The organism is Mitsuaria sp. TWR114 (genome assembly GCF_007997345.1).
In genome coordinates, this window is record NZ_VOSR01000533.1 from 1 (window position 1) to 2336 (window position 2336).

The following is a 2336-nucleotide window of genomic DNA, read 5'->3' on the forward strand; positions in this document are numbered from 1 at the left end:
TCGTCGAGGCGGTGGGCGACGGCGTGAGCGGCTTCAAGCCGGGCGACGCGGTGGCGGCCTTCACCGGCACCGGCGGCTTCGGCACCGAGGCGCTGGTTCCGGCCGCGCTGGCCATGCCGCTGCCGCCGGGTTTCCCCTTCGAGGACGCGGCCGCCTTCATCTGCACCTATGCGACCAGCCACCATGCGCTGATCGACCGCGCCGCGCTGCAGCCGGGCGAGACGGTGCTGATCCTGGGCGCGGCCGGCGGCGTCGGCACGGCGGCGATCCAGATCGCCAAGGCGGCCGGCGCGCGCGTGATCGCGGCGGCCTCGTCCGACGAGAAATGCGCGCGTTGCCGGGAGATCGGCGCCGATGCCACCATCAACTACGCCCAGGGCTCGCTGCGCGACGAGATCAAGGCCCACACCGAGGGCCGCGGTCCCGACGTCATCTACGACCCGGTCGGCGGCGACCTGGCCGAAGCGGCCTTCCGCTCGATCGCCTGGCGCGGCCGCTACCTGGTGGTGGGTTTCGCCCAGGGCGCCATCCCGGCGCTGCCGCTGAACCTGGCCCTGCTCAAGGGCGCGTCGCTGGTGGGCGTGTTCTGGGGAGAGTTCGCCAAGCGCGAACCCAAGCGCAATGCCGCGATGATGGCGACCCTGGCGCAGTGGTATGCCGCCGGCAGGATCCGGCCGGTGATCGACCAGGTGCTGCCGATGACGTCGCTGCCGCAGGCCTTCGAGCGCATGGCCTCGCGGCAGGTGGTGGGCAAGCTGGTCGTCGTCAACGGCTGACCGCCCGTCGACACCCTGTTTCACGGGGCATGCAAGCCGGGGGGCCGCTGCTAGGATGCGGGCAGCTTTTGCTCCCCACACCATGGCCGTCAAAGTTCTCATCGTCGAAGACAACCCCGTCGCCCGCAGCTTCCTGTGCCGCGTGGTGCGTGAAAGCTTCAGCGATGGCATGGAGATCACCGAGGCCGGCGACCTGGAAGGCGCCCGCCGGCAACTCGCCAAGGTCGAGAGCGACGGCAGCGCCGGCAACGGCTACAAGCTGATCCTGATCGACCTGGAGCTGCCGGACGGCAACGGCATGGAGTTCCTGGGCGAGCTGTCCGGCAAGCCTGCGGTCAAGATCGTCACGACGCTGTACTCGGACGACGACCACCTCTTCCCTGCCCTGCAGCGCGGCGCGGACGGCTACCTGCTGAAGGAAGACCGCTTCGAGGTGCTGGTCGAGGAACTGCAGCGCATCGTGCGCGGCCAGCCGCCGCTGTCGCCGGCGATCGCGCGGCGGCTGCTGTCGCATTTCCGGCCGGGCTCCACCGGCGATTCGGGGCCGATGGGACTGAACTCCGGCTTCGGCAGCCTGACCTCGACGGCCACGCCCAGCGGGCGCGGCGTGACGCTGGATCCGGTGCCCGAATGGGAACGCCTGACCCCGCGCGAGAACGAGGTGCTGACCTACCTCAGCAAGGGTTTCACGATCAAGGAGATCGCGAACCTGATGGGCATCAAGTGGTTCACCGTCAACGACCACATCAAGTCCATCTACAAGAAGCTCAACGTCTCCAGCCGCGCCGAGGCGGCCGTGCTGGCGAGCAAGCAGGGGTTGGTCTGAGGCCCGCGGCCGGCGCTCGCCGGCCGGTTCCGCGCCAGGTGGATCACCACCGATAACCCACCTTCGCGTAGTACTGCCGCCCATTGAAGCCGAAGGGCGAGAACTGGTTGTAGGCCAGGATCCCGCCGATGGCATTGGCGGCGATGACCCGGTCCGGATAGCGGTCGGTGAGGTTGTCGACACCCGCGCTGACCTGCCACGCGCCCTGCTCCCATCCCGCCGACACATCCAGCAGCCAGGCCGCGCCGAAGGTCTGGTCGTTCGCCGCGTTGGACTGCCGGATGACGAAGCTGCCGTAGCGGCTGGCGGCCACGCGTCCGCTCCACGGTCCCCAGCGGTGTTCCGCGCTCGCCACCAGCTTGTCCTTGGGCGAGCCGACGGTCGCCCGCGCCAGCGTCACACGATCGATCAGCGTCAGGTTGTTGGCGCTCAGCAGCGCCGGGTTGTCGTCGACATGGCGCACCGAATTCCTGTTGTGGTTGTAGGCCAGCGTGTACTGGCGCGGCCGGCACGGCCCCAGTCCTGCTGCCAGGTGCTCACGACATCGACACCGCGGGTGCGCGTATCCAGCGCGTTGGTGAAGTAGCGCCCGGCGCTCACCAGCACGCCCTGCGCGGCCAGCTGGTCCCGCAGCGCGGTCGGCAACGAGAGGTTGGCCGACAGCAGGATGCGGTCGTCGATGTCGATCTGGTAGACGTCCACTGTGGTCTGCCACTGCGCCAGCGGCTGCAGCA

At 69.3% G+C, this 2336-nt stretch carries 4 protein-coding genes; 2 read left to right on the forward strand and 2 right to left on the reverse strand.

The window, feature by feature from the left end:
* The coding region (locus FUT87_RS18635) for an NADPH:quinone oxidoreductase family protein (RefSeq protein WP_147241989.1) at positions 1–776 on the forward strand (776 nt) is incomplete at its 5' end.
* An 82-nt stretch (positions 777–858) separates the two neighbouring features.
* Positions 859–1602, forward strand: coding sequence for a response regulator transcription factor (locus FUT87_RS18640; protein WP_091724848.1), 744 nt, complete (start codon positions 859–861; stop codon positions 1600–1602).
* A 43-nt stretch (positions 1603–1645) separates the two neighbouring features.
* Here FUT87_RS18640 and FUT87_RS29005 read toward each other — a convergent pair whose 3' ends face one another.
* Together FUT87_RS29005 and FUT87_RS29010 are read right to left on the reverse strand one after the other, a co-directional pair.
* Complete coding sequence (locus FUT87_RS29005) at positions 1646–2065, reverse strand: TonB-dependent receptor (RefSeq protein ID WP_186830617.1); 420 nt, start codon at positions 2063–2065, stop codon at positions 1646–1648.
* Positions 2032–2336: TonB-dependent receptor (locus tag FUT87_RS29010; RefSeq protein WP_186830618.1), on the reverse strand; the 305-nt coding region annotated here is incomplete at its 5' end. The genes FUT87_RS29010 and FUT87_RS29005, both read right to left, overlap by 34 nt.

Bases quoted from the DNA above. Each gene is read 5' to 3' on its own strand.
- FUT87_RS18640 (WP_091724848.1), top strand. From the start codon at position 859: ATGGCCGTCAAAGTTCTCATCGTCGAAGACAACCCCGTCGCCCGCAGC.